Below are 20400 nucleotides of genomic sequence, written 5' to 3' on the forward strand. Positions count from 1 at the left end.
AGAATAACGCTTAATCTTCGTTTTTGCCTGTGATTTGCTCGGCCTGGCGGGCGATGCGTCGCGCCATGCCGCGAAAAATAAACAGATGCGCCGGGATCATCAGCAGCCAGTAGAACAGGCCGGGCATGCCGTGTGGATGCCACCAGGCGCGAACGTCGAGCTCGCGATGGTCGCCTTTATCGCGAATGGTAAAGCTTAAACGACCAAGACCGGGAGCTTTCATGCCAAACAATAGGGTTAACTGTTGTTCTTCTTCCACAATAATCACTTTCCAACTGTCGACCGTATCGCCGGTTTGCAGATAGTCATGCCGCGGTCGCCCTTTGGCCAGGCGGTGGCCGACCAACAGGTCCATAGCGCCGCGGATTTTCCACAGGATATTGCCGAAGAAGTACCCCTCTTTGCCGCCGATTTGGTTCACCACTCGCCACAGCGCCTTACGGCTCGCCCGGGTGCTAACGGTGCAGCCTGCCTGCTTGGGGTAGTAGCCATACTCCGGCCGCCAGCGGGCGAAAGCCTGAGCGTCGTAGCCCCAATCGCTGGAGTTCACCAGCTGTTCTTCCTCTTTCAGGGTACGACGCACCGCCTGATCGAAGGGAATCAAGGTTTGCGGGATCAGCGCGCGTAGCGAACGATCGTCGGCGATCAGATCGTGCTTGAGCCCCTGAATCAGCGCTTTAGCGATGGTGGGGGGCACCGAGGTGATAACGTTGAGGAACCACACCGAAATCCAGCGGGTCGGAAAGGGGATAGGGATCAACAGGCGATGCTTACCGCTGACCGCCATAAAATGGGTGAACTGCTGCTGATAGCTGAGAACATCCGGGCCGGCGGCTTCGAAAACGCGGTGTTCACGGGCCGGATGGTTGAGTAACTCCACCAGATAGTAGAGCAGGTTTTCCAGCGCGATGGGCGTGGTGCGCGATCGAACCCAGCGCGGCGGCGTCAGCACCGGCAGGTTGTAAACCATGTCGCGCATCACTTCAAAAGCGGCGGAACCGGCGCCGACGATGATACCCGCCCGTAACTCGGTGACGGGGATCCCTGACTCGCGTAGAACATCGGCCGTCACCTGGCGGGCGCGCAGATGGTCGGACTGCTCCTGCGCCGGAGCCTGCAGCGAGCTGAGAAATATCACCTGGCGCACCGGCGTCTGACGCAAAGCATCGCGCACGTTAACGGCGACCCGGCGTTCATGAGCGATGAAATCACCGCCTTCGCCCATGCCATGCACCAGGTAGTAAAGGGTATCGACCCCGCGAAGCAGAGCAGGGAGATCCTGCGGCTGATTGAGGTCGATAGCGTGGCAGGTGACGCCGGAAAGATCGAGCTTCTGCAGCCTGTCGATATGGCGTGCCGCCGCCAACACCGGATAACCTCGCGCGCTTAATTCGCGCACCAGATGCTGGCCAATATAGCCGCTGGCGCCAAGCACCAGAATAGATTGCGACACGCCTGACTCCTTAGCGTTGTAAAAAGGCTTGCCAGTGACCGACCACTTCCGTCAACTGCTGGCGGTTAACATCGAGATGCATGACCAGACGCACGACAGGCGAGGCGTTGATCAACACGCCGCGGGCCTGCATGAATTCGCCGAGCGCCCGAGCCTGCTCCTCACCGACGCGCACGAACAGCATGTTGGTGTCGTGGCGCATCACGTCAGCGCCGACGGCGCGAAGCTGTTCCGCCATCCACGCGGCGTTGTCGTGATCCTCCTGCAGACGGGAAACGTTATTCTGCAGAGCATACAGACCGGCGGCGGCCAGAATGCCTGCCTGACGCATCCCGCCGCCGACCATTTTACGCCAGCGAATGGCGCGGCGGATGTACGCTTCGTTGCCCAGCAGCAGAGAACCGACCGGCGTACCGAGCCCTTTTGACAGGCAAATGGTGAACGAATCGCAGTACTGCGCGATATCGCGCAGCTCGCAGCCGTACTCTACAACGGCGTTGAAGATACGCGCCCCATCGACGTGTAGCGCCAGATTGCGCTGGCGGGTGAACGCCCAGGCCTCTTGCAGATAGCCGCGTGGCAGCACCTTACCGTTGTGCGTGTTCTCCAGGCTTAACAGGCGGGTGGGGGCGAAATGGATATCGTCGGGCTTAATTTTGGCCGCCACTTTATCCAGCGGTAGCGAACCGTCCGCCGCGGCATCGATCGGCTGCGGCTGAATGCTGCCCAGCACCGCAGCGCCGCCGGCTTCATACAGATAGTTATGCGCGCCCTGGCCGACGATGTACTCTTCGCCGCGCTGACAGTGGCTAAGCAGGCCAACGAGGTTGGCCTGGGTGCCGGTAGGCAGAAACAGCGCCGCCTCTTTACCTGCGAGCTCAGCGGCATAGCGCTGGAGTTCATTGACGGTCGGGTCGTCGCCATACACATCGTCCCCGACCGGGGCGGCCATCATGGCCTCCAGCATGGCGCGCCCGGGGCGGGTTACGGTATCACTGCGAAGATCTATCACGGCATATCCTTGTTCTGATTCAGGGTGATAGCATTGTTTTACCTGAGCCAGTTGGTTTTCGCTAGTTCAATGACTTCGTCTCCGCGTCCGCTGATGATCGCGCGCAGCATATACAGGCTAAAGCCTTTAGCCTGCTCCAGCTTAATTTGCGGCGGGATCGCCAGCTCTTCCTTAGCGACAACTACATCGACTAATACCGGACCGTCGGTGCTAAAGGCGGTCTGCAGCGCCTCATCAACCTCAGAGGCTTTCTCGACGCGTATCCCTTTGATCCCGCAGGCTTCGGCAATGCGGGCGAAGTTGGTGTCGTGCAGTTCGGTTCCATCGGTCAGATAGCCGCCGGCTTTCATCTCCATCGCCACGAAGCCGAGAATGCTGTTATTAAAAATGACGATTTTTACCGGCAGCTTCATCTGCGCCAGCGATAAAAAGTCACCCATCAGCATGCTGAAGCCGCCATCACCGCACATCGCGATGACCTGGCGATGCGGCGCGGTCGCCTTGGCGCCAATAGCCTGCGGCATGGCGTTGGCCATCGAGCCGTGGTTAAACGAACCCAGCAGGCGGCGTTTGCCGTTCATTTTCAGATAGCGCGCCGCCCAGACGGTAGGGGTACCGACGTCGCAGGTAAAGATCGCGTCGTCGTCGGCAAAGCGGCTAATCTGCTGCGCCAGATACTGGGGATGGAGCGCTTTCTCGCTGGGTTTGGCGAGATCGTCAAGCCCTTTACGCGCTTCGCGATAGTCCTCCAGCGCTTTATCGAGAAAGCGGCGATCGGTTTTCTCTTCCAGCAGCGGCAGCAGCGCTTTCAGGGTCGATTTGATATCGCCCACCAGCGCCATATCCACCTTACTGTGCGCGCCGATGCTACCGGGGTTGATGTCGATCTGGATAATTTTGGCGTCGGTGGGATAGAACGCGCGATAGGGGAACTGGGTGCCGAGCAGGATCAGCGTGTCGGCGTTCATCATGGTATGGAAACCGGAAGAGAAGCCGATAAGCCCGGTCATGCCAACATCGTAAGGATTATCGTATTCGACGTGCTCTTTGCCGCGCAGAGCATGGACGATAGGGGCCTTAATTTTCGCCGCAAACTCTACCAGCTCCTGGTGCGCGCCGGCGCAGCCGCTGCCGCACATCAGGGCAATATTACTCGAGTAACGGATAAGCTGCGCCAGCTTGTGCAGCTCTTCGTCCGCCGGGGTGACCGTGGGCTGCGGCGCATGATACCAGTGGCTGCTGGCGCTTTCCGGAGCCGGTTTCAGCGCTACGTCGCCGGGCAACACAACTACCGAAACGCCGCGGTTAATGACCGCCTTACGCATGGCGATAGCCAACACCTGCGGAATTTGCTCCGGAGTGGAGACCAGCTCGCAGTAGTGGCTGCATTCGCGGAACAGCTCTTGTGGATGGGTTTCCTGGAAATAACCGCTGCCGATTTCGCTCGAGGGAATATGGGCGGCGATGGCCAGCACCGGTACGTGGTTGCGATGGCAATCGAACAAACCGTTAATCAGATGAAGGTTGCCCGGCCCGCAGGAACCGGCGCAGACCGCCAGCTCGCCGGTGAGTTGGGCTTCGGCACCGGCGGCAAAGGCGGCAACCTCTTCATGCCGGGTCGGCATCCATTCGATGGTCCCCATGCGGTTTAAACTGTCGCTCAAGCCGTTGAGGGAATCCCCGGTTACGCCCCAAATACGTTTAACGCCAGCTTGTTCAAGGGTTTTTGCAATATATGACGCCACGGTCTGTTTCATGGTTTTCCATCTCCTTTTTGTGATAACGCTATCAAGCTTAGATGAAACTACAGGTCGCGTTGCCGATTGCCCCTTATTTTTCGCTGGTTTTATTGGCGGAATATTGCGCATACTCTGGGAACACATAGGGTGTAAAACAGGAAGCACATCAAATGGTTAAGGGATTGTTAAACACAGTAAATAAAACGCTATCGCATGAAGATGCCGGTAAACTCTTGTTACGACTTGCCGTTGGCGGCTTAATGTTGTTTCACGGTCTGCATAAGCTAATCGACGGCGTGGATGGCATTAGCGGGATGCTGGTCGCGAAAGGGCTACCGGGGTTCATTGCCTACGGCGTGCTGGTGGGGGAGGTCGTCGCGCCTTGTTTACTTATTCTTGGCGTCTTGACGCGCCCGGCGGCGCTGATGTTGGCGTTCACCATGGCGGTCGCCTGGTTGATGGTTGGGACGGGTAAAACTTTCGCGCTGGATGCCGTCGGCGCATGGGCGATTGAAAGCCTGGTCTATTTCTTTATCGGCGCGTTGGCGATTGCGCTATTAGGGGCTGGGCGTTATTCGTTGGCCGGTCAGTCGGCCTGGCGGTAAAAAAGTGCCGGATGGCGGCATTAATGCCTTATCCGGCCTACGGTCCGTGCGGCCTGCCTTTAATTTATTCACCACGCTGGCTGACACTATTGGTGCTGGTGATCTCAAAATCCCCCGGTGGCGCTACCGCTTATCGGGGCTACAGCACGATGCGATTTGGTAGCCCGGAGAAGGCGCAACGCGCCGCGTCCGGGAAAATCCTTAAAAAAGTTGCAAACCGATAACAGTGCGGCCTGCCTTTAATTTATTCACCATGCTGGCTGAAACTGTCGGTGTTGGCGGCCTCAAAATCGCTGAGACGTTCCCGGAAGGCCGGGGCAGCCCGCATGGATGCGGGCTGAGGGCCGTGTTTTGCAAGGACGCTGCCTCGGCCCGACCCGAAGCCTGCAGGGATAAGTCGAAGGTACCACGAAGTGGCGATTTTGGCGGCCAGAGCCCGGGGGTACAGGGGGCGGCGGCGACTGGCCGCCCCCTGTACGCTCCCTGCGCCATGAGGGGCATAACGCAGAAGAAATATCGGAGCGCAATGTGCTCAGAATTAACACAAAGCACATGTTTTCCCCGACCAAAATCGTTGCAAACCGATAACAGTATCTACGGCCCTGTAGCCCCGGTAAGCGGTAGCGCCCCCGGGGATTTTAACCTCAGGCGAGAACCAGATCGCTCTGCGGGTGGCAGGAACAGGCCAGCACGTAGCCATCGGCGATTTCCGCATCGGTCAGCGTCATGGTGCTGGTAACGCTGTATTCGCCGGCAACCACTTTGGTTTTGCAGCAGCCGCAGACGCCAGCGCGGCAGGCGACGGTCACCGGTACCTTATTGCTTTCCAGCGCTTCCAGCAACGTGGTGCCGACCGGCGCGTAGAACGTTTTCGCCGGCTGCAGCTTAGTGAATTTCAATCCGTCGGAAGCGGCTTCCGCCACCGGGGTAAAGAACTTCTCTTTAAAGAAACGCGTCACGCCAAGCGCCGTCACTTCCTGTTCCACCATCTCCATATAAGGCGCCGGGCCGCAGGTCATCACGGTACGGCTGGCTAAATCCGGCACGCTTTGCAACAGCTCGCGAGTGAGGCGCCCGGCGATAAAGCCCGGCGTCGCGTCGTTTTCCGCCACCAGCGTGACCGGGTATTGACGCCACTCTTCGGCAAAAATCACATCCTTCGGCGAACGCACGTTAAAGATAACCTGCACATCCGCCTGCGGGCGGTACTTCGCCAACCAGCGGCGCATCGACATAATCGGCGTCACGCCGCAGCCGGCGGCCAGCATCAGAAAACGATCGCTTGTTTTATCTTCACAGGTAAATTCGCCCATCGCATCCGACAGCCAGATATAGTCGCCGCGTTTCACATCGCGGGTTAACCACTGTGAGCCTGCGCCATCGTCAATACGACGAACGGTCAGCGTAATGTATTCACTGACCCCGGGCGTTGAGGAGAGCGTATAGGCGCGCAGCGTATCCGCCGAATGGCGCACGCTAACCAGCGCGTACTGCCCGGCACGATAGGGATAATAGTCGTGGCACAGCAACGAAATCGTCCATACGTCCGGCGTTTCCTGCTGAATATGATGAACCTGCATTCGCCACGGGCACTGTTGAGTTGGCATTGTCATGCGGTGACTCCTTATGCGCTCAGCAACTGCTGCATATCTTGTTCTACGGTAGTGACGGAACGCAGACCGAACTTCTCGTTGAGGACAGCCAGCAGGTCCGGGGTGAAGAAGCCAGGCGCGGTTGGGCCGGTGACGATGTTTTTCACCCCGAGCGACAGCAGCGTCAGCAGGATGACGATGGCTTTTTGTTCGAACCAGGAGAGTACCAACGACAGCGGCAGATCGTTTACGCCACAGCCCAGTTTTTCCGCCAGCGTTACCGCGAGAATAATCGCCGAGTAGGCATCGTTACACTGACCGGCGTCGACCAGACGCGGCAGGCCTTCGATATCGCCGAAATCCAGCTTGTTGAAGCGGTATTTACCGCATGCGAGGGTTAAAATCAGGCAGTCGTCCGGTACGCTGGTGGCGAAATCAGTGAAGTAGTTACGTTCGCCGCGCGCGCCGTCGCAGCCGCCGACGAGGAAGATGTGGCGCAGTTTTTCACGGCTGACCAGATCAATCAGCGTATCCGCCGCGCCGAGCAGCGTCTGGCGGCCGAAGCCGACGGTGATCAGATGCGGGATTTCGCTATACGGGAAGCCGGCCATTTGCTGCGCCTGGGTGATAACCGGGGAGAAATCTTCGCCTTCCAGATGGTTGACGCCCGGCCAGCCGACGATGCTGCGGGTCCAGATGCGATCGTCGTAAGCGCCTACGGTCGGGTCGATGATGCAGTTGGAGGTCATCACGATGGGGCCCGGGAAGCGGGCGAATTCAACCTGCTGGTTCTGCCAGCCGCTGCCGTAGTTGCCGATCAGGTGTTTGAACTTACGCAGTTCCGGATAACCGTGCGCCGGCAACATTTCGCCGTGGGTATAGACGTTAACGCCGGTACCTTCGGTCTGCTCCAGCAGGTTATAAAGATCTTTCAGATCGTGGCCGGAGATCAGGATGCACTTACCTTCGGTGGCTTTAACGTTGACCTGAGTCGGCGTCGGGTGGCCATATTTCGTGGTTTCACCGGCGTCGAGGATGCTCATCACTTTGAAGTTCATCTGGCCGATTTCCATCGAACATTCCAGCAGAGCGTTCATATCGGCAGGCCAGGTCCCCAGCCACGCCATGATTTTATGGTACTGGGCGTAAATGTCGTTGTCGTACTGGCCGAGCACGTGCGCGTGTTCCATATAGGCCGCAGCGCCTTTCAGGCCGTACAGGCACAGCAGGCGCAGGCCGAGGATATTTTCACCGATCGCGGCCTTGTCTTTATTTGGCGTATAGTCCGCCGCCTGACGTTGCAGATCGCCCAGATCATCGCTAACCAGCTGCAGATCGGCGACCGGGCTGTCGACGGCGGCGTTGGCGTCAATATTCAGGCATTGCGCTTTCAACGCCTCGCGCATCGCGATCGCCTGACGGGCGTAGCCGACGATACGCGGCGAGTCGAAGTTCACGTTGGTCAGAGTAGAGAAGAACGCGCGCGGGGCGAAATTATCCACCTCATGATCGATGATGCCATATTCACGTGCCTTAACGGCCCATGCGGAGAGCCCCTGCAGCGAAGCAATCAGCAGATCCTGCAAATCGGAGGTTTCAGCGGTTTTACCGCACATACCCTGCGCGTAAGAACAGCCATTTCCTGCCGGCGTACGGATAGTTTGTTCACATTGCACACAAAACATGATCACACCCTTTAAAGTTATATTTTAGATACATGTTTAAGGTTATGCCTGTGTCTGTACGGAGAAAAGGTATTTCTGATACAACTTAAAGGGAGATTGATTTAGCGCAATTTTGGCGGTAGGGATCTACCGCCACAGGGGGATCAGGCTGAGAAGAACGCCATCAGCACCGGCACCAGCAGGCTGAGGATAAAACCGTGTACGATGGCTGCAGGCACGATTTCCACGCCGCCGGAGCGCTGTAGCACCGGCAGAGTAAAGTCCATCGAGGTTGCGCCGCACAGCCCAAGCGCGGTGGAGCGGCTACGCATTACCATGCCCGGGATCAGCATAATAGCCAGCAGCTCACGGGCCAGATCGTTAAAGAATGTGGCGCTGCCTATGACCGGGCCGTAGGATTCGGTCATCAGGATCCCCGAAAGGGAGTACCAGCCGAATCCGGACGCCATCGCCAGACCGGTTTTAATGGGCAGACCAAGAATAAGGGCATTAATCACTCCGCCAAATAATGAACTGGCTGCGACCACTACCGCGACAATCATGCCACGACGATTAAGGACTATTTGCCGTAATGTCATTCCATTATTACGTAGCTGAATACCGATAAGGAATAATAAGAAAATTAAAGTATATTCGCTGGCTTCGGTCGCATGTTGTAAAAAAGAGAGGCCGCTTAACCCCAGCAGAAAACCAATTAGCACGACGCCAAGCAGCTGCAGCGACTCGAGAGCCATCGCCAGGCGCGAGGGTAATTTTTCCGGACGATGCTTAACCCGCCACGGCATTTTTTTATCCAGCCATAGCAGTGCTGCAATATTGCACAGAATAATTACCACAATGCTGACCGCGGAGTAATGCAGTATTGATAACAGATTGCTGCTGAGGTTATCGAGGAAGGCAAGGCTAATCCCCATGAAAAAGAGGATGACGTAAACAATCCAGCTAAGCAGCCGGGTAATCAGTTTCAGTGCGGAAGGGTGACGCAGAGGAATCAGATAGCCGACAATCAACGGCAGCAGAATGATTAATAGTCCCGAAAACATGAACGGCAAGGTCCTTGCAAATTAAGAATAGCGCCAATGACACTACCCAATTCGCCAGGCCGAGTAAAGCTGTCGGCAAAAAGAAAAAACCCGGCATCGCCGGGCTTCTTGCGAGGATTAGTCGCGTTTTTCGAGCAGGGTGCGGTACAGCACGCCGCCGAGGATACCACCGATGATTGGCATCACCCAGAACAGCCACAGCTGCTGCAGCGCCCAGCCGCCCTGGAAGATAGCGACCGCGGTGCTACGCGCCGGGTTTACGGACGTGTTGGTGACCGGAATGCTAATCAGGTGAATGAGGGTCAGCGCCAGGCCGATGGCGATCGGCGCAAAGCCCGCCGGGGCGTTTTTATCGGTCGCACCGTGGATAACCAGCAGGAATCCGCAGGTCAGCACGATTTCGATAACGATAGCGGACAGCATCGAGTAGCCGCCCGGGGAGTGTTCGCCGAAACCGTTTGAAGCGAAGCCGCTCGCGGCAGCGTCAAAACCGGCTTTACCGCTGGCGACAACGTACAGCACCGCGGCGGCAATAATACCGCCGACCACCTGGGCGATAATATAACCGATGACGTCTTTAGCCGGGAAACGACCGCCGGCCCACAGACCTAAAGTTACCGCCGGGTTAAAGTGACCGCCGGAAATATGACCCACGGCAAAAGCCATGGTTAATACGGTTAAACCGAAGGCCAGGGCGACGCCGGCAAAACCAATTCCCAATTCCGGGAACGCTGCTGCCAGCACTGCGCTGCCGCAGCCGCCGAATACGAGCCAGAATGTGCCGAAGCACTCTGCTGCTAATTTTCTGAACATAACCACCTCAAATAATAATGTAAACGAACACGTTATGACGTGCCGGTCTTTATTTATCGACGCAAAGGATGACGATAAAAATAAAGCGTCGCTATTTTAGGGACGAACGCCACCCTCGGACTAGTTAAATAAATTGATGTAATTTGATTTAGAGCAATGAGATGATTTTCCTTTCACCATGCATGATTTATGCAAGTGTAGAACACAACGCTGAAAAATAAACTACTACCGAAGATGAATTAATTTATTAATTATATGAAATCAAGAGCCGATACCTTACAAACTCATTTGCTTCTGGATTCCATTGTCGGCGTGGGAAGCAGGGGGTGCCATGTCGTCTGCGCCTCGCTATACTGCTGATTACTGAAGGAGAATGTGGGCCAGGCGGAGGGGATATGCATCTTGAGCGTGTAGAGATCGTCGGATTTCGCGGTATCAACCGTTTATCGTTGATGCTCGAGCAAAACAATGTGCTAATCGGCGAAAACGCATGGGGTAAATCCAGCCTGCTGGACGCTCTGACGCTGCTTTTATCGCCTGAGTTTGACCTGTACCATTTCGTGCGCGATGACTTCTGGTTTCCCCCCGGCGATATTCAGGGGCGGGAGCATCATCTACATATCATTTTAACTTTCCGCGAGAATGAACCCGGGCGCCATCGCGTGCGCCGTTTTCGTCCGCTTAGCGATTGCTGGGTGCCGTGCGATGACGGCTACCAGCGTATTTTCTATCGCCTTGAGGGCGAGCTGGCGGATGACGGCAGCGTGATGACCCTGCGTAGTTTTATTAACTGCCAGGGAAAGGCGCTGGAGCTGCATGATATTGACGATCTGGCGCGCCACCTGGTACGCCTGATGCCGGTGCTGCGCCTGCGCGACGCCCGCTTTATGCGCCGAATTCACAACGGTACCGTGCCGCATTCGCCGCAAATTGAAATTACCGCCCGGCAGCTGGATTTTCTCTCCCGCGAGCTGGTTAATCACCCGCAAAATCTCACCGATGGGCAAATCCGCGAAGGGCTATCGGCGATGGTGCAACTGCTAGAACATTATTTCGCCGAGCAGAGCAGCGCGCAAAGCCGCAATCGCCTGATGCGCCGACGTTCTCATGATGAACAACGCAGCTGGCGCTATCTCGATATTATTAACCGAATGATTGATAAACCCGGCGGTCGTAGCCACCGGGTGATCCTGCTTGGACTGTTCTCCACTTTATTGCAGGCGAAGGGGACCGTCCGCCTCGATCGCGATGCGCGGCCGCTGCTGCTGATTGAGGACCCGGAAACGCGTCTGCATCCGATCATGCTTTCGGTCGCCTGGCATTTACTGAATCTGTTGCCGCTGCAGCGAGTCACCACAACCAATTCCGGCGAACTTTTGTCGTTAACGCCGGTTGAACAGGTGTGTCGGCTGGTACGTGAATCGTCCCGCGTCTCGGCGTGGCGGCTCGGTCCCGGCGGGATGAATGCGGAAGATAGTCGCCGCATTGCGTTTCACATTCGCTTCAACCGCGCGTCATCGCTGTTCGCCCGCTGCTGGTTGCTGGTGGAAGGCGAAACGGAAACCTGGGTTATCAACGAACTGGCGCGCCAGTGCGGGCATCATTTCGACGCTGAAGGGGTGAAGGTTATCGAGTTTGCCCAGTCCGGGCTTAAGCCGCTGATTAAATTCGCCCGCCGGATGGGGATTGAGTGGCATGTGCTGGTTGACGGCGATGAGGCCGGTAAGAAGTATGCCGCTACGGTGCGCGGGCTACTCAACAACGATAACGAACTGGAACGCGTGCACTTAACCATGCTTCCGGCGATGGATATGGAACACTTTATGTATCGTCAGGGGTTCGACGATGTTTATCATCGGGTGGCGCAGATCCCGGATAATATGCCGATGAACATGCGTCGGGTGATCACTAAAGCCATACATCGTTCATCGAAACCCGATCTGGCGATAGAGGTCGCGATGGAGGCTGGGCGGCGGGGAATTGACGCCGTCCCGACGTTGCTGAAAAAGATGTTTTCCCGCGTGCTGTGGCTGGCGCGCGGGCGCGCTGATTAGCCCAGCGGCGAAAACCGTGCCATGTTACGCCGCAAGACAAAGCCGCAGCCCAACATCAATAAACATTAAGCATTGCTAAAATTCTGGCTTCTGTTCGCCGTCGCTTCCGTTAGAATCATCTTCCGGGCTGCGGGGAATAGATCAGGAATTTTTTATGACATTGAATGGAAAACGCAGGAAAGTCTGGTGGCTGTTGGCGCTGGTGGTGGTTATTGCGGCTATCTGGGGATGGCGGATTCTGAACGCGCCGTTGCCGCAGTATCAAACGCTGGTGGCGCGTAAAAGCGATCTGCAGCAGAGCGTACTGGCGACGGGCAAGTTAGATGCGCTGCGTAAAGTCGACGTCGGCGCGCAGGTTAGCGGCCAGTTGAAGACGCTGCGCGTCAATATTGGCGATAAAGTACAGAAGGACCAGTTACTGGGGGTTATCGACCCGGAGCAGGCTGAAAACCAGATTAAAGAAGTCGAAGCGACGCTCATGGAACTGCGGGCGCAGCTTAAACAGGCGCAGGCCGAACGTAAGCTTGCGCAGGTAACCTTAGCGCGCCAGCAACAGTTGGCGCAGCGCCAGCTGGTATCACGCCAGGATCTGGATACCGCCGCCACCGATGTGGCGGTGAAAGAGGCGCAAATCGGCACCATCGAGGCGCAGATCAAGCGCAACCAGGCGACCCTCGACACCGCGAAAACCAACCTCGACTATACGCGCATCCTGGCGCCGATGTCCGGCGAAGTGACGCAAATTACCACCCTGCAGGGGCAAACGGTGATTGCCGCCCAGCAGGCGCCGAATATTCTGACCCTGGCTGACCTCAGTACCATGCTGGTGAAGGCCCAGGTTTCGGAAGCGGACGTAATCCATCTTAAGCCGGGGCAAAAGGCGTGGTTTACGGTACTCGGCGACCCCCTGACCCGTTACGAAGGTACGCTGAAGGATATTCTGCCGACGCCGGAAAAGGTCAATGATGCCATATTTTATTATGCGCGTTTTGAAGTCCCTAACCCGCAGGGGATCCTGCGTCTTGAGATGACCGCGCAGGTGCATATCCAACTGGCTGAAGTGAAAAATGTGATTACTATTCCGCTCAGCGCGCTGGGCGATGCCATCGGCGATAACCGCTACAACCTGCGTCTGCTGCGCAACGGGGAAGTGAAAGAGCGTGAAATTGTTATCGGCGCGCGTAACGATACCGATGTGGCGGTGGCGAAAGGGCTGGAAGAGGGCGATGAGGTCATTATCAGCGAAAGCACGCCCGGAGCGGCAAAATGACGGCGCTGCTCGAACTGCGTGATATTCGCCGCAGTTACCCCTCGGGCGACGGCGAAGTTGAAGTGCTAAAGGGCATCACCCTCAGTATTGCCGCCGGGGAAATGGTGGCAATCGTTGGGGCTTCCGGTTCCGGTAAATCAACGCTGATGAACATCCTTGGCTGCCTTGATAAGCCCACCAGCGGCACCTATCAGGTTGCCGGGGTCGACGTAGCGCATCTGAGCGGCGATGAACTGGCCAGGCTACGCCGTGAGCACTTCGGTTTTATTTTCCAGCGTTACCATCTGTTGTCGCATCTGACGGCGGCGCAAAACGTCGAGGTTCCTGCCATCTATGCCGGTAAAGAACGACGGGTTCGCCTTGAACGCGCGCGCGATTTGCTCTCTCGTTTGGGGCTGGGCGAGCGGGTGGAATACTTCCCTTCGCAGCTTTCCGGTGGCCAGCAGCAGCGCGTGAGTATCGCCCGCGCCCTGATGAACGGCGGCGAGGTGATCCTCGCCGATGAACCGACCGGGGCGCTGGATAGCCGCTCAGGCGAAGAGGTCATGGCCATCCTGCATCAGCTTAAGGCGCAAGGGCATACGGTGATTATCGTCACCCACGACCCGCAGGTCGCGGCGCAGGCGGAAAGAATCATCGAACTGCGTGACGGTGAAATTGTGCGTAACCCACCGCCGTTATCGCTGGAGAAAGGCGGCGTGCTTCGCGCCGAAAACCGTGCGGAGCCTTCCATCTGGCGTCAGTTCAGCGGTGGTTTTCGCGAGGCGCTGGTGATGGCCTGGCGGGCGATGGCGGCGAATAAAATGCGTACGCTGCTCACCATGCTTGGCATCATCATTGGTATCGCTTCGGTAGTCTCTATCGTAGTCGTCGGCGATGCCGCGAAACAGTTGGTCTTAGCCGATATTCGCGCCATTGGCACCAATACCATCGATGTTTATCCCGGCAAAGATTTCGGCGACGACGATCCGCGTTATCAGCAGGCGTTAAAATATGACGATCTGCTGGCGATTCAAAAACAGCCGTGGGTGAGCTCCGCAACGCCGGCAGTATCGAAAAGCCTGCGCCTGCGCGCCAATAACATCGACGTGGCTGCCAGCGCCGAAGGCGTTGGCGCGCAATATTTCAACGTTTACGGCATGACGTTCAGCGAGGGAAATACGTTCAATGAGCTGCAGCTGAATAGCCGGGCGCAGGTGGTGGTGCTGGATAGCAACGCCCGTCGCCAGTTATTCCCCCATAAAGCAAAAGTGGTCGGCGAGGTGATTTTGGTCGGTAATATGCCGGCGACGATTGTCGGCGTGGCCGATGAGAAACAATCGATGTTCGGCAGCAGCAAAATTCTCCGCGTCTGGCTGCCTTATTCCACTATGGCCGGACGGGTGATGGGGCAATCGTGGCTTAACTCGATAACCGTCCGCGTGCAGGAGGGCTACGATAGCGCCGCCGCTGAGCAGCAGCTGGTGCGGTTGCTGGAACTCCGCCATGGCAAAAAAGATGTTTTCACCTGGAATATGGACAGCATCTTGAAAACGGCGGAAAGGACCACACATACTTTACAGCTGTTCCTGACCCTGGTGGCGGTGATCGCGCTGGTCGTCGGCGGGATTGGGGTAATGAATATCATGCTGGTGTCAGTCACGGAACGCACCCGTGAAATCGGTATCCGCATGGCGGTTGGCGCCCGGGCCCGGGATGTACTGCAGCAGTTTCTTATTGAAGCGGTACTGGTTTGCCTGGTGGGCGGCGCCATCGGAGTGAGTTTGTCGTTGATGATCGCGTTCATTCTGCAACTGTTCTTACCCGGTTGGGAAATCGGTTTTTCGCCGCTGGCGCTGTTGACCGCATTTTTGTGTTCGACGTTAACCGGGGTGCTGTTTGGCTGGTTGCCGGCGCGTAATGCGGCGCGATTAGACCCGGTGGATGCGTTGGCGCGGGAGTAATGAGATAAAAATGCCAGTCAGAAGGACTGGCATTTTATTAGCAGGATGTACACAATGAAGCAAAAGAGTTATGCAGCCGTTTCTGCTTCCACAGGAACAATCACGCTGGCGTGATTGCCTTTCGGCCCCTGGTGAACATCAAACCGAACGGATTGCCCGGCTTTTAGCGTTCTGTAACCATCCATCTGGATGGTGGAGTAATGGGCGAAAATGTCTTCGCCGCCGCCCTCAGGGCAAATAAAACCGAACCCTTTGGCATTGTTGAACCACTTAACAGTACCCATTTCCATACTTCGACATCCTTCGTAAATCTTTATAAGTAAGATGGAATGAACCGGTAGGGGAGTCACGAGTTGTACAATTGCTCGCCAACTCTCGCCAGTACAATTTAGAGAAATACGGAAATGCGTCAAGCAATTGACGAGGGTGAACGGTGAAAAATGCGTCAAAATTTGAAGCAGTTAACGCTATTGCTGGGGAATGTGACAGGCGTCGCGGATGGAAGCAATAGATGATAGTTATCTATGATCTATTGTAGATTTGTAACGTGCATAACCTCAGATCATCGACAGGCCGCGGCCTGTTGGCAACAGCAACCGATGACGAACATTGACGATGAGTAAGAGAGATTGGCTGGACTTCGATCAACTGGTAGAAGATGAAGTTCGTGATGCGCTTAAACCACCATCTATGTATAAAGTGATATTAGTCAATGATGACTACACTCCAATGGAGTTTGTTATTGACGTGTTACAAAAATTCTTTTCTTATGATGTAGAACGTGCAACGCAACTGATGCTCACGGTTCACTATGAAGGTAAGGCGATTTGCGGCGTTTTCACCGCCGAAGTTGCGGAAACCAAAGTCGCTATGGTGAACCAGTACGCGAAGGAGAACGAGCATCCATTGCTGTGTACGCTAGAGAAAGCCTGATTACAGGCATGAAAATTGGGGGAGGTGCCTATGCTCAATCAAGAACTGGAACTCAGTTTAAACATGGCTTTCGCCAGAGCGCGCGAGCACCGTCATGAATTTATGACCGTCGAGCACTTGTTGCTGGCTTTACTCAGCAACCCCTCGGCACGCGAAGCGCTGGAAGCCTGTTCCGTGGACCTGGTCGCTTTGCGTCAGGAACTTGAAGCCTTCATCGAACAGACCACTCCCGTCCTTCCGGCAACGGAAGAAGAGCGAGACACCCAGCCGACGCTAAGCTTCCAGCGCGTGCTGCAGCGTGCGGTTTTTCACGTCCAATCCTCCGGTCGCAGCGAAGTGACCGGCGCCAACGTACTGGTCGCGATTTTCAGCGAGCAGGAGTCGCAGGCCGCCTATCTGCTGCGTAAACATGAAGTCAGCCGCCTTGATGTGGTGAATTTCATCTCTCACGGCACGCGCAAAGACGAGCCCAGCCAGCCTTCGGAAAACAACGCGAGCCAGCCGGGTAACGAAGAGCAAGCAGGCGGGGAGGATCGTATGGAAAACTTCACCACCAATCTTAACCAGCTTGCGCGCGTGGGTGGCATCGATCCGCTGATTGGCCGCGATAAAGAGCTGGAGCGTGCCATACAGGTATTGTGCCGCCGCCGTAAGAACAACCCGCTACTGGTGGGTGAATCCGGCGTCGGCAAGACCGCGATTGCGGAAGGGCTCGCCTGGCGTATCGTCCAGGGCGACGTACCGGAAGTGATGGCGGATTGCACCATTTACTCGTTGGATATCGGTTCGCTGCTGGCTGGGACCAAATATCGCGGCGATTTTGAAAAACGCTTTAAAGCGCTGCTGAAACAGCTTGAGCAGGATACCAATAGCATCCTGTTTATCGATGAGATCCATACCATCATCGGCGCAGGCGCAGCCTCGGGCGGTCAGGTTGATGCGGCTAACCTTATCAAACCGTTGCTGTCCGGCGGCAAGATCAGGGTGATTGGCTCCACGACTTACCAGGAGTTCAGCAACATCTTTGAAAAAGATCGCGCGCTGGCGCGTCGTTTCCAGAAAATCGACGTGACCGAACCTTCTGTCGAAGAGACGGTGCAGATCATCAACGGCTTGAAACCGAAGTACGAAGCGCACCACGATGTGCGTTATACCGCCAAAGCGGTACGTGCGGCGGTCGAGCTGGCGGTGAAATACATCAACGATCGTCATTTGCCGGATAAGGCGATTGACGTGATTGACGAAGCGGGCGCACGGGCGCGGCTGATGCCGGTCAGCAAACGCAAGAAAACGGTCAATGTGGCGGATATCGAGTCCGTGGTTGCGCGCATCGCGCGTATTCCGGAGAAGAGCGTCTCCCGCAGCGATCGCGATACGCTGAAGAACCTTGGCGATCGCCTGAAAATGCTGGTCTTTGGTCAGGATAAGGCGATTGAAGCGCTGACTGAAGCGATCAAGATGGCGCGTGCCGGGCTTGGCCATGAGCATAAACCGGTTGGTTCTTTCTTGTTCGCCGGGCCGACCGGGGTAGGGAAAACCGAAGTCACCGTGCAGCTGGCGAAAGCGCTGGGCATTGAGCTGTTGCGGTTTGATATGTCTGAGTATATGGAACGTCATACCGTTAGCCGCTTGATTGGCGCGCCTCCGGGATACGTCGGTTTCGATCAGGGCGGGCTGTTGACCGATGCGGTGATCAAACATCCGCACGCGGTGCTGCTGCTTGATGAGATCGAAAAAGCGCATCCGGATGTCTTCAATATCCTGCTGCAGGTGATGGATAACGGTACGCTGACCGATAACAACGGCCGTAAAGCGGACTTCCGCAACGTGGTGCTGGTGATGACCACCAACGCCGGGGTGCGTGAAACCGAGCGTAAATCGATTGGTCTTATCCAGCAGGATAACAGTACCGATGCGATGGAAGAGATCAAAAAGATCTTTACGCCGGAGTTCCGTAACCGTCTCGACAACATCATCTGGTTCGATCACCTCTCTACGACCGTGATCCATCAGGTGGTCGATAAGTTTATCGTCGAGCTGCAGGTACAGCTGGATCAGAAAGGCGTGTCGCTGGAAGTGAGTCAGGAAGCGCGTGACTGGCTGGCTGAGAAAGGCTATGACCGGGCAATGGGTGCGCGTCCAATGGCGCGGGTGATTCAGGACAACCTGAAGAAACCATTGGCGAATGAGCTGCTGTTTGGTTCGCTGGTGGACGGCGGTCAGGTCACCGTTGAGCTGGATAAAGCTAATAACGTGCTGACTTACGGCTTCCACAGCGCGCAAAAGCACAAACCGGAAGCGGCGCATTAAATAAATTCTGAATTGTTCAGTGATAAAGACCGGGCTGGTGACAGCCCGGTCTTTTTTTATTAGCGTTAAAACGGATGGATGTAACCACAAGGACGAAATGATGAAATGTGCAAAAATGTCGTGCTGCGCCTCGCTGGTGCTGCTTTCTTTTAATGCTCTGGCGCAATGTCCGGATATGACGGGTAGCTACCGCTTTAGCGGTGCTGATAGCCCGTTTTACCTGGTCAAAATCTCGGGGCAGTCAACCTATCACGCTTATTTTCCCGCCGGTTCGGATAAATATGTGCACTCTCGCAGCGTCGATGTGCCTGCGGAAAAACGCAAAGAGGAGCAAATTCCCGCGTGCGCCCTGTTGCTCAAAGGGGCAGGAATGCTGGTAAAAATGGAGAAGGGAAAGAAAATTAACACCATGAGCCAGTCACAAAACTATATGACGGAGAAAACTATTACTACCGATTATGGCTTAATGGTGTATTCCGGCTTTGCCTCAGACTTTATCGGTGTCGATAAACTGAGCGCCCATGTACCGAAAGAAGCGCTAAACAATACCCTACCGATAGCTAAAGAGATGGCTGAGTAAATCGGCGCGGTAGGCAGAAATGAAAAGACCGGGCATTGCCCGGCCTTCAGCATCTGACGCCTTAGCGGCGGAAACAATTAGCGACTACGGAAGACAATGCGGCCTTTGCTCAGGTCGTACGGGGTCAGCTCAACAGTCACTTTGTCGCCCGTCAGAATGCGGATGTAGTTTTTACGCATTTTACCGGAAATATGCGCAGTTACCACGTGACCGTTTTCCAGTTCTACGCGGAACATAGTGTTAGGCAACGTTTCAAGTACGGTGCCCTGCATTTCAATATTGTCTTCTTTGGCCATCTAGTCCTCTGGGGTATCACTACCGTAGTTTTGAACCGGCAAGATAATGCCGAAGTTCATCAAGTATGTAAAGTTTTACGTATACCCAAAACAGTTCGCGTCGCAGGCTGGCGATAAATAATTACGCGCAGCCAGCGCCTGTAGCTTAAAACATGACGGGTATAAATCGCCGAAGTAGTTTTGGCGCATTGCCCGGAATACACGCGGTGAAACCACATGACAGGCGCAAACGTAAAGGGCAGTGACAGAACGATGGGCGTTATCTGACTCTTATTATTCCCAAACGGCGGCGGGGCAACAGGCAGAAGCTACTCTACCGCGCAATTATACCACCACGCTAAGAAATGTGCTGAAAACATTTATCCATTACCGGTAAATAGCACCCGTGGTACCCAAAATCGCTCCGGTAAGCGGTAGGTGCGTAATACGGAAAGGTAATCGAGATAATCGCGGCGCGGAATTTCAATCGCCCCTAAAGAGGCGGTGTGCGCGTTAAGTACCTGACAGTCAATTAATCTACCGCCATCCTGGGCAAAAGCCTGACAGAAGATCATCAGCGCGGTTTTAGAGGCATTTTCCGCCCGGCTGAACATCGATTCGCCGCAAAACAGCGCCCCCTGCGCCACGCCGTACATGCCGCCGACCAGCGTCTCCTCATCCCACACTTCTATTGAATGAGCATGACCGAGTTCATGTAACTGGTGATAGGCCTGAACGATGCTGGGAGTGATCCAGGTGCCTTCATCACGATGGCTGGCGCAGCCCTCGATAACCTGGCCGAAGGCGTGGTTAAGCGTCACCCGATAGGGAGAGCGTTGATGAAAGCGCTTCATGCTGCGGCTAAAGTGGAATTGCTCCGGCCACAGCACGGCACGTGGGTCGGGCGACCACCATAAAATAGGGTCGCCGGGAGAAAACCATGGAAAAATACCGCGCTGATAGGCCATGAGCAGGCGAGCGGGGCTCAGATCGCCGCCCAGCGCCAGCAGGCCATTTGGTTCACGCAGGGCGCCTTCCGGGGAAGGGAAGGCGATAGAGTCACGAGAGAGCTGAACCAGACGCATTTTTGACC

Annotated in this window: 17 protein-coding genes; 7 read left to right on the forward strand and 10 right to left on the reverse strand. The window is 55.8% G+C overall.

Annotation, left to right across the window (positions count from 1 at the left end; genetic code table 11):
• Nucleotides 1–10: 10 nt before the first annotated feature.
• The 3 genes from PGS10_RS04565 to poxB are packed head-to-tail and all read right to left on the reverse strand — an operon-like array spanning nt 11 to nt 4222.
• Nucleotides 11–1453, reverse strand: coding sequence for an SDR family oxidoreductase (locus PGS10_RS04565; RefSeq protein ID WP_315709803.1), 1443 nt, complete (start codon nt 1451–1453; stop codon nt 11–13).
• A gap of 10 nt (nt 1454–1463) precedes the next feature.
• Entirely contained in the window at nt 1464–2465 is a 1002-nt protein-coding gene (gene ltaE / locus PGS10_RS04570; protein ID WP_045396282.1) for a low-specificity L-threonine aldolase, read from the reverse strand.
• A gap of 38 nt (nt 2466–2503) precedes the next feature.
• A complete protein-coding gene (gene poxB, locus PGS10_RS04575) occupies nt 2504–4222 on the reverse strand; it encodes a ubiquinone-dependent pyruvate dehydrogenase (RefSeq protein WP_045396281.1) in 1719 nt (572 codons plus the stop codon).
• Nucleotides 4223–4374: 152 nt separating this feature from the next.
• Between poxB and PGS10_RS04580 the strand changes: the two genes are divergently transcribed.
• The gene (locus PGS10_RS04580; protein WP_289577042.1) at nt 4375–4809 is read left to right on the forward strand and encodes a DoxX family protein; all 435 of its coding nucleotides are present in this window, start codon (nt 4375–4377) and stop codon (nt 4807–4809) included.
• A 644-nt stretch (nt 4810–5453) separates the two neighbouring features.
• Here PGS10_RS04580 and hcr read toward each other — a convergent pair.
• The 4 genes from hcr to aqpZ form a co-directional block, all read right to left on the reverse strand.
• Entirely contained in the window at nt 5454–6422 is a 969-nt protein-coding gene (gene hcr / locus PGS10_RS04585; protein ID WP_047049043.1) for an NADH oxidoreductase, read from the reverse strand.
• 11 nt (nt 6423–6433) lie between these two features.
• Nucleotides 6434–8086 carry a hydroxylamine reductase gene (hcp, locus tag PGS10_RS04590; RefSeq protein ID WP_045396269.1) on the reverse strand — a complete coding sequence of 551 codons (1653 nt, stop codon included), beginning with the start codon at nt 8084–8086 and terminating at the stop codon, nt 6434–6436.
• 143 nt (nt 8087–8229) lie between these two features.
• On the reverse strand, nt 8230–9129 hold the full coding sequence (locus PGS10_RS04595; RefSeq protein WP_047065549.1) for a lysine exporter LysO family protein: 900 nt from the start codon (nt 9127–9129) through the stop codon (nt 8230–8232).
• Nucleotides 9130–9246: 117 nt separating this feature from the next.
• Nucleotides 9247–9942: an aquaporin Z gene (gene aqpZ, locus PGS10_RS04600; protein WP_015367500.1), complete on the reverse strand. Its 696-nt coding sequence runs from the start codon at nt 9940–9942 to the stop codon at nt 9247–9249.
• A gap of 395 nt (nt 9943–10337) precedes the next feature.
• Here aqpZ and PGS10_RS04605 point away from each other — a divergent pair, with 395 nt between their 5' ends.
• From PGS10_RS04605 to macB, 3 genes are all read left to right on the forward strand, one after another.
• Nucleotides 10338–11996: an ATP-dependent endonuclease gene (locus tag PGS10_RS04605; protein WP_316422487.1), complete on the forward strand. Its 1659-nt coding sequence runs from the start codon at nt 10338–10340 to the stop codon at nt 11994–11996.
• A gap of 154 nt (nt 11997–12150) precedes the next feature.
• Nucleotides 12151–13266: a macrolide transporter subunit MacA gene (gene macA / locus PGS10_RS04610; protein WP_316422488.1), complete on the forward strand. Its 1116-nt coding sequence runs from the start codon at nt 12151–12153 to the stop codon at nt 13264–13266.
• Nucleotides 13263–15209 carry a macrolide ABC transporter ATP-binding protein/permease MacB gene (macB, locus tag PGS10_RS04615; protein ID WP_047078256.1) on the forward strand — a complete coding sequence of 649 codons (1947 nt, stop codon included), beginning with the start codon at nt 13263–13265 and terminating at the stop codon, nt 15207–15209. Before macA ends, macB begins: the two co-directional genes overlap by 4 nt.
• 68 nt (nt 15210–15277) lie before the next feature.
• Here the strand turns inward: macB and cspD are convergent, their stop codons facing one another.
• Nucleotides 15278–15499 (reverse strand): cold shock-like protein CspD, encoded by a 222-nt coding sequence (gene cspD, locus PGS10_RS04620; protein ID WP_015367495.1) that lies wholly within the window; start codon nt 15497–15499, stop codon nt 15278–15280.
• 325 nt (nt 15500–15824) lie between these two features.
• On the opposite strand from cspD, the gene clpS reads away from it, so the two are divergent.
• The 3 genes from clpS to PGS10_RS04635 are packed head-to-tail and all read left to right on the forward strand — an operon-like array spanning nt 15825 to nt 19032.
• Nucleotides 15825–16142: an ATP-dependent Clp protease adapter ClpS gene (gene clpS / locus PGS10_RS04625; RefSeq protein WP_015367494.1), complete on the forward strand. Its 318-nt coding sequence runs from the start codon at nt 15825–15827 to the stop codon at nt 16140–16142.
• A 30-nt stretch (nt 16143–16172) separates the two neighbouring features.
• Nucleotides 16173–18452 (forward strand): ATP-dependent Clp protease ATP-binding subunit ClpA, encoded by a 2280-nt coding sequence (clpA, locus tag PGS10_RS04630; RefSeq protein ID WP_015367493.1) that lies wholly within the window; start codon nt 16173–16175, stop codon nt 18450–18452.
• A 19-nt stretch (nt 18453–18471) separates the two neighbouring features.
• A complete protein-coding gene (locus PGS10_RS04635; RefSeq protein ID WP_131631709.1) occupies nt 18472–19032 on the forward strand; it encodes a hypothetical protein in 561 nt (186 codons plus the stop codon).
• Between the two features lie 77 nt (nt 19033–19109).
• Here the strand turns inward: PGS10_RS04635 and infA are convergent, their stop codons facing one another.
• Together infA and aat are read right to left on the reverse strand one after the other, a co-directional pair.
• Entirely contained in the window at nt 19110–19328 is a 219-nt protein-coding gene (infA, locus tag PGS10_RS04640; RefSeq protein ID WP_001040187.1) for a translation initiation factor IF-1, read from the reverse strand.
• A 359-nt stretch (nt 19329–19687) separates the two neighbouring features.
• Nucleotides 19688–20392, reverse strand: a complete 705-nt coding sequence (gene aat / locus PGS10_RS04645; RefSeq protein WP_045396250.1) for a leucyl/phenylalanyl-tRNA--protein transferase — start codon at nt 20390–20392, stop codon at nt 19688–19690.
• Nucleotides 20393–20400: the final 8 nt, after the last annotated feature.

The organism is Klebsiella sp. 141153 (assembly GCF_032601995.1).
GTDB lineage: Bacteria > Pseudomonadota > Gammaproteobacteria > Enterobacterales > Enterobacteriaceae > Klebsiella > Klebsiella aerogenes.

What these genes read in the sequence shown, in the direction of transcription:
- poxB (WP_045396281.1), bottom strand. Translation starts at nt 4,222, where the DNA reads ATGAAACAGACCGTGGCGTCATATATTGCAAAAACCCTTGAACAAGCT.
- PGS10_RS04580 (WP_289577042.1), top strand. Translation starts at nt 4,375, where the DNA reads ATGGTTAAGGGATTGTTAAACACAGTAAATAAAACGCTATCGCATGAA.
- hcr (WP_047049043.1), bottom strand. Translation starts at nt 6,422, where the DNA reads ATGACAATGCCAACTCAACAGTGCCCGTGGCGAATGCAGGTTCATCAT.
- hcp (WP_045396269.1), bottom strand. Translation starts at nt 8,086, where the DNA reads ATGTTTTGTGTGCAATGTGAACAAACTATCCGTACGCCGGCAGGAAAT.
- PGS10_RS04595 (WP_047065549.1), bottom strand. Translation starts at nt 9,129, where the DNA reads ATGTTTTCGGGACTATTAATCATTCTGCTGCCGTTGATTGTCGGCTAT.
- aqpZ (WP_015367500.1), bottom strand. Translation starts at nt 9,942, where the DNA reads ATGTTCAGAAAATTAGCAGCAGAGTGCTTCGGCACATTCTGGCTCGTA.
- PGS10_RS04605 (WP_316422487.1), top strand. Translation starts at nt 10,338, where the DNA reads ATGCATCTTGAGCGTGTAGAGATCGTCGGATTTCGCGGTATCAACCGT.
- macA (WP_316422488.1), top strand. Translation starts at nt 12,151, where the DNA reads ATGACATTGAATGGAAAACGCAGGAAAGTCTGGTGGCTGTTGGCGCTG.
- macB (WP_047078256.1), top strand. Translation starts at nt 13,263, where the DNA reads ATGACGGCGCTGCTCGAACTGCGTGATATTCGCCGCAGTTACCCCTCG.
- cspD (WP_015367495.1), bottom strand. Translation starts at nt 15,499, where the DNA reads ATGGAAATGGGTACTGTTAAGTGGTTCAACAATGCCAAAGGGTTCGGT.
- clpS (WP_015367494.1), top strand. Translation starts at nt 15,825, where the DNA reads ATGAGTAAGAGAGATTGGCTGGACTTCGATCAACTGGTAGAAGATGAA.
- clpA (WP_015367493.1), top strand. Translation starts at nt 16,173, where the DNA reads ATGCTCAATCAAGAACTGGAACTCAGTTTAAACATGGCTTTCGCCAGA.
- infA (WP_001040187.1), bottom strand. Translation starts at nt 19,328, where the DNA reads ATGGCCAAAGAAGACAATATTGAAATGCAGGGCACCGTACTTGAAACG.
- aat (WP_045396250.1), bottom strand. Translation starts at nt 20,392, where the DNA reads ATGCGTCTGGTTCAGCTCTCTCGTGACTCTATCGCCTTCCCTTCCCCG.